Genomic DNA, 6,297 nt, shown 5'->3' with positions numbered 1-6,297 from the left:
GCCCCCGCCCCCGCCGGAGGCCGCGCCGGTCGAGCCGGCGGCCGCACCGGCGCCGGCCCCCGAGGAGCCGGAGGTCGCGGCGGCCGTCCCGGCCGCTGCCGCACCGCCGACCGCGGCGGCACCGCCCACGGCGGCCGCGGCGGCGCTGAACCCGCCGACACCGATCCAGACGAGCACACCGCCGGGAAGCAGGGCGCGCAGCCCGGTGTTGATCTCGCTCAGTTCCAGGCAGGCGGCCGTGCAGCGGTCGCACTCCTTGAGGTGCCGTCCGACCTCCGCCGAGGCCCGCTTGCGCAGCGAGCCTCGCGCGTACGCCCCGAGCCGGTTGGCGTAGGCCTCGCAGGCACTGTCCTGGCTGCCCGAGAGGTGCGCCTGGAGGAACGCGGCGGCGAGCCGGTCGCGGGCCCGGTGGGCCTGGACGGCGGTGGCGTTGGCGGTCTTGCCGAGCATCACCGCGACGGTCTTCGGTGACTCCCGCTCGACCTCGGTGTGCCAGAGCACCACCCGGTCGTCCTCGGGCAGTTCGGCGTAGGCCTGCATGACCATCCGCTGGTCGGCCATCGCCATCGCCCAGGCGTCGGCGCCCGGGTCGGCGAGGTCGACGTCGACCACGGCGGCCGAGGTCTGCGCGAACACGGCGAAGTCGTCCACGAGTTGCTCGCGCCGCTCGCTGCGGTGCCAGGCGGCGGCGACGTTGCGCACGGCGGTCAGCAGGTAGGCGCGGACGGCGAACTCGGGGCCCTTGCCCGCCCGCAGCGCCTGCAGCGTGCGGGCGAACACCTCGCCCGCGAGGTCCTCGGCGGTGAAGCTGTCCCGGCAGCAGGTGCGCGCGTAACGGCGCACCGAGTCGGCGTGCCGGCGGTAGATCTCCTCGTACGCGGTGTCGTCGCCGGCCCGCACCCGGGCGGTCAACTCGGCGTCGGAGGAGGGGCGCTCGCTGTCCACCGGATCGGCGGGGGCGGGCACGGTCGGCCGGGCGGTCCGGCCGTCGCCGGGGAACGGTTCGCCGACGAACGCCTCGGGGGCGACACCGCCCCGGCCCGCCGGGGCCTGCCCGGGCACCCGGCCCGGGGGCAGCGCGGCGGCGGAGGCGGAGAGCGTCTCGCGGCTGGGCATCCCGGCCTGGTCGGGGACGTGTCCGGCGGCCGAACCCGCTGCGGCGCCCGGCACTTGGGCCGTTCCGCCGGTACTGCCGAGACTGCAGGGGCCCGCGCCGGACCCTTCGGCGGAATCACCGGAGAGGCCTCCGAAGTCGAGGCCGTACCCGTAGTCGTTCTGTTCCTCGGCGCTCACAACGGACCCCAGATTCCACGACAGCCCCCGCAGTGTGGCAGGGCGCGTGGGAGCGCGAAGGCGCTCGGTTCCCCGGCGTGCGGCGCCGACGGCGCGCGAACGGCGCGCATCGGGACATTGGCTCCAACCACGGGCAAAGGATGGCATAGCGCAGGGGCCTGCGGTAGCCGGACCGGCCGCCTTCCACTCCTCCGAGGGGCCGCCGCGGATGCGTCCGCCCAGCGTGCGGCGATGGGGTGTGCGACTCCCACGCCCGGCGCGCGCACTCGGGCCGCGCGCCGGTCTTCCCTCCAAGTCCCTTGCCCGCCGGGCGTGGCGGACGGTCGGCGGGTGAGCGTCAGCGCGCCCGCAGGCCGTCCAGCAGGATCTGCAGCAGCCGGTCCGAGGGCCCGGCGGCCGGCTGACCGTCCGTCTGCGGAGAAATCGGCGAGAAACCGCCGGCCGTCGGCGCGGAGACCGACGGACGGACCGCGTGCACCGGCACCGAGGCGGTCAGCACCAGCACCACGTCCGACACCGTGACGCCCGGCCGCAGTTCGCCCGTCGCACCGGCCCGCGCCACCAGGGCGGCCAACAGCTGGAGCAGCAGCCGGGGATCGGCGTCGGCAGCCGACGGCTCGACCACCCCGCCGGAGCGGGCCTCCTCGCCGCGCAGGTCGAAGCGGACCGCCGCGGGCGGTTCCGGTGCCCGCTGCCCGGGCACCCGGCCAAGTTCCTCCGCGTACCGGAACGCCTCCGGCGGCAGCAGTCGCCCGGCGCCGCTGCTCACCGCGCGGGCCAGGTAGCCGGCCAGCGCCTCCCAGGCGCCGGCGCCGCCGTACAGCGACTCCCGTGCCTGCGCGGTCAGCCACGCCACCTCCTCGGCGGCGATCCGCTGGACCAGCACCTCCTTGCTCGGGAAGCGCCGGTAGACGGTGCCGACCCCGACTCCGGCCCGGCGTGCGACCTCCTCCATCGGCGCGCCGTAGCCGAACTCGCCGAACACCTCGCGGGCCGCCCGCAGCACGCTCTCCAGGTTCCGCCGGGCGTCCACCCGCAGCCGGGCCCCGGGCACCGGCGCGGCGGCCGGTGCGGCCTCGGCCCGGTACGGGACGGCGGCATGAACCATTCCGACCTGCGCCGGCCCGCTCTGCGGCGGAAGGTCCACCGGACCACGCTGCTCGGGGACCATGCCCGGTCCGGCCTGCGGTGCACCCGCCCGCCCCAACACCTGCTCCTGATCCATCATCCCAACTCTCCCCCGCAGGCGTCCGAAACCGGACCCTGTCGTCGCCCGCCCCTGCACCCCCCGGTGCAGCTCAGCCCGTCAGAAATGACCCGATGACCCATTGCTCGTGCCGCCCGTCCCGTTCCGGTGACCACGGTTCGTGCCGCCGTGCCGGGTCCACGTCCGGCTCGGCGCGTCGGCACCGTCCGGGGCCCTGTCCGGGATCTACCCTTCCCCGGATGACTGTCCCCCAGTCGGGTTCTCACGCCAACGCTGGAACTGGCCGTAATGGCCGCTCCACGGTGCGTCGCCGCCGATTGTCATGGCGACGGCTGCCCCGGTACACAATCCGACCATAGTTCACCACTCTCCGAGGCCGAAAGTGCGTCAGAAAGTCGCCCAGTAGGCACAACTGGCCACGACGGTCACTCCTGTGGCAACCAGCCCCGTACGGACTGTGGACAAGACGACCCCCGCCGGTCCTTCATAGGGGGGCGTGATGGGGGGACACCCCCGGCCGCGGGGCCGGGTCGAAACGTCGCTTCGGCAGGAGGTGCACCATCAGGATCCTGATCGCCGGCGGCGGCTGCGCCGGAACGGCCGCCGCACTCCACCTCCAGCGCGCCCTGCGGGAACGGCTGCGGCGCGGCGAGGTGGAGATCACCGTCGTCGAGCCGCAGGCCTACTTCACCTACCATCCGCTGCTGGCCGAGGTGGCGGCCGGCTCGATCGACCCGAGACACGTGGTGGTCCCGCTGCGCCGGGTCCTGCCGGACTGCCGGGTGCTCACCGCCCGGATCACCCGGATCGAACACGCCTCCCGGTGCGCACTGGCCGACGCCGCGGGTCCGGGAGAACCCCCCGCCCCCGTCGAACTGCCCTACGACATCCTCGTGGTGGCCCCCGGCTCGGTCTCCCGCACGGCGCCGGTGCCCGGGCTCGCCGAACACGGCCTCGGCTTCTCCACCGTCGGCGAGGCGGTGGGCCTGCGCAACCACGTCCTGGAACAGCTCGACCTCGCCTCCGCCACCCGCGACCCGGCGCTGCGCCAGTCCGCGCTCACCTTCGTCTTCGTCGGCGCCGGCTACGCGGGCGTCGGCGCGCTCGCCGAACTGGAGGACATGGTCCGCACCGCCGTGCGCGGCTACCACAACGTCCGCGCCGAGGACCTGCACTGGGTCCTGGTCGAGGCGACCGGCCGGATCCTCGCCGAGGAGTCGCCCGAACTCGCCGAGCACACCCTCGGCGAACTGCGCGAACGCGGCGTCGACATCCGGTTGCGCACCACCCTGGAGTCGGCCGCCGACCGGGTCGTGGCGCTCTCCGACGGCAGCCGCTTCGGCGCCCGCACCCTGGTCTGGACGGCGGGCGTCCGGCCCTCCCCGCTGCTGCGCGAGACCGACCTGCCGCTGGACACCCTCGGCCGGGTGCGATGTCTGGCGACCCTGCAGGCCGTCGGACCGGACGGACGCGCCCTGCCCGGCGTCTGGGCGGCCGGCGACTGCGCCGCCGTCCCGGACCCGAACGCGGAGGGCGCCCCCTGCGCGCCCAACGCCCAGCACGCCTTCGCCCAGGCCGAACTGCTCGCCCGTAACGTCGTGGTGGCCCTGGACGGCGGGCCGCACTCCCCGGGCCTGGCCGACTACCGGCCCGGCCCCGCCGCCTGCTCGACCTCGCTCGGTCCGCACCGGGCCGTCGCGCACACCCGGCGCGGCGGCAGGCTCACCGGCCGCCGGGCCTGGTGGCTGCACCGGGCGCGGCACCTGCGACGGCTGCCGAGCGCCGAGCGCCGCGTGCGGGTGCTGATGGACTGGGTGCTCGGCGGGGTGTTCTCCCGCGAGGTGGTCTCGCTGGGCGCGATGGAGCACCCGCGTTCGGTCTTCGAGGAAGGGTTCGACCCGAGGTCCGGACGGCCGTCCGACGCCGGACCGGATGCTCCCCGGTGACCGCACCCGCCGACCCGGGCCGGCGGCCGACCGGAGGGCGGATCGGACGGCCACGCCGGGCGCGCGACTTCCGGAACCGGGCCTCCGCCTGACAGGATCAGCCCGACCTGGTCATTACCCCGTGTGCTGCTGCGTACACAAAAAGTGATGATATGCCTGGAAAACGAGGAAGCGGCCGTCGTTTGAACCTCATGCGCTGGAGCGCCCGGCTCACCGGAGTCCCCCGGCGTGCCGTCCCGCCCAACGGGACCGGCACCGAGGACGGTGCGCCCTGCCCCGACGGCGTCGTCGTGCCCGGCCCCCGCGACCCGGACGGCCCCGCCGCCGGCGCCGAGCTCCTCGACCCGCAGAAGCCGCAGAACCTGCGCGAGGTCCTCAACCGCATCCCCGCTCCGGTCGCCGTCACCTACGGCCCGCTCCACCAGCTCGGCTACGCCAACCGCGCCTACCGCGACCTCTTCGGCGACCGCCCCACCGGCCTGCCCGCCGCCGAGGCCCTCCCCGAACTCGGCAGCATGGGCGTCCTGCCGCTGATGGACCAGGTCATCCGCGGCGGCCGCCCGCGCAGCGTCAAGGCCCGATGCATCCTCGGCCTCACCGGCAACCGCTACTACAACGTGTCCTGCGTCCCGCTCGGAACCGGGGAGAACTGCGATGCCGCCGAAGGACCGCCCGCCGGAGTGCTGATCTTCGCCGCCGAGGTCACCGACCAGGTCCTCGCCGCCGCCCGCCTGCGCGAGGCCGAACGGCGCCAGCGCGAGGCCGCCGTCACCCTCCAGCGCAGCCTGCTTCCGCAGAAGCTCGACCAGCCGGCCGGCCTGCGGGTCGCCGCCACCTATCAGCCGGGCGGCGCCGAGGCCGCGGTCGGCGGCGACTGGTACGACGTCATCGCCATCGACGGCGAGCGCACGGCACTCGTCATCGGCGACGTCATGGGCCGCGGCCTGCGTGCCGCCGCCGTCATGGGCCAGCTGCGGACCGCCGTCCGCGCCTACGCCCGCCTCGACCTGCCCCCGCACGAGGTGATGCGCCTGCTCGACGGCCTCGCCATGGAGATCGACGCCAACCAGATCGCCACCTGCACCTACGCCGTCTGGGACCCGCAGTGCCGCACCCTCTCCTACGCCTCCGCCGGACACCTCCCCGTGCTGCTGCGCTGCCCGGACGGCACCATCCTGCGCAGCGAGGAACAGAACGGCCCGCCGCTCGGCACCGGCGGCGGCCTGCACGTCTCCCACACCCTGCGCCTGCTCCCCGGTACGACCGGTGTCCTCTATACCGACGGACTGGTCGAGCGCCGCGACGAGGACATCGACCAGGGCCTCGACCTCCTGGCCCGCACCCTGACCGGTGCGATCGGTGCCCCCGAGGTGATCTGCGCCCGGTTGCTGCGGGCGATGGGCGTGACCTCCGAGCACGACGACGACGTCGCCGTCCTGGCCTTCCAGCTGCCGGTGGAGGAGGGGACCGAGAATTCGGTTGCGCCGGTTGACTCGGCCAGGCCGAAGGTCTAGTGTTCTTCGAGCTGCCTGGCAGGGAGCACCGGACACGCGTCTGCGCGGACGGTCCCGGGGCAGCCAATCCTCTGAAACACCACTTCCCGGTTCGGGCCGGGTCGCTTCGTCGTTTTCACGTCGCGGCCTGCTGCGTATTCGGCGTGTGCGTTTTATCGGGTTGCGGTCGGATTCGCTTTTCGGAGCGGAGATCGGCTAGAGTTTGAAACGTCGGACGGGGCGTCAAACCCCGGAAGACGCCAGCGAGTTGGATGAGCGAAGCCCCGGAAACGGAGCGGAAAACATCTGATAAGCTGGAAACACGAAAGAACGAAGCCCGGAGGATTCGCTGGAAGGC

The 6,297-nt window shown here is 74.3% G+C and carries 4 protein-coding genes and 1 pseudogene; 2 read left to right on the top strand and 3 right to left on the bottom strand.

Annotation, left to right across the window (positions count from 1 at the left end):
• Both ACFU7Y_RS37855 and ACFU7Y_RS37850 read right to left on the bottom strand, forming a co-directional pair.
• A partial coding sequence (locus tag ACFU7Y_RS37855; RefSeq protein ID WP_380771070.1) for a sigma-70 family RNA polymerase sigma factor occupies nt 1-1,293 on the bottom strand: 1,293 nt, incomplete at its 3' end.
• A gap of 337 nt (nt 1,294-1,630) precedes the next feature.
• A complete protein-coding gene (locus ACFU7Y_RS37850) occupies nt 1,631-2,521 on the bottom strand; it encodes a TetR/AcrR family transcriptional regulator (protein ID WP_224284625.1) in 891 nt (296 codons plus the stop codon).
• Between the two features lie 539 nt (nt 2,522-3,060).
• Between ACFU7Y_RS37850 and ACFU7Y_RS37845 the strand changes: the two genes are divergently transcribed.
• Nucleotides 3,061-4,446 (top strand): NAD(P)/FAD-dependent oxidoreductase, encoded by a 1,386-nt coding sequence (locus tag ACFU7Y_RS37845; RefSeq protein WP_380771072.1) that lies wholly within the window; start codon nt 3,061-3,063, stop codon nt 4,444-4,446.
• A gap of 182 nt (nt 4,447-4,628) precedes the next feature.
• Nucleotides 4,629-5,912 (top strand): annotated as a pseudogene (locus tag ACFU7Y_RS37840) (SpoIIE family protein phosphatase); the annotation flags it as partial.
• Between the two features lie 163 nt (nt 5,913-6,075).
• On the opposite strand, the gene ACFU7Y_RS37835 reads toward ACFU7Y_RS37840, so the two are convergent.
• A partial coding sequence (locus ACFU7Y_RS37835) for a hypothetical protein (protein ID WP_380771069.1) occupies nt 6,076-6,297 on the bottom strand: 222 nt, incomplete at its 5' end.

The organism is Kitasatospora sp. NPDC057542, assembly GCF_042801945.1.
Classification (GTDB): domain Bacteria; phylum Actinomycetota; class Actinomycetes; order Streptomycetales; family Streptomycetaceae; genus Kitasatospora.
This window is presented reverse-complemented; position numbering and strand designations above follow the sequence as displayed.

Coding starts and splice junctions, on each gene's coding strand:
- ACFU7Y_RS37850 (WP_224284625.1), bottom strand. CDS start 2,521: ATGATGGATCAGGAGCAGGTGTTGGGGCGGGCGGGTGCACCGCAGGCC.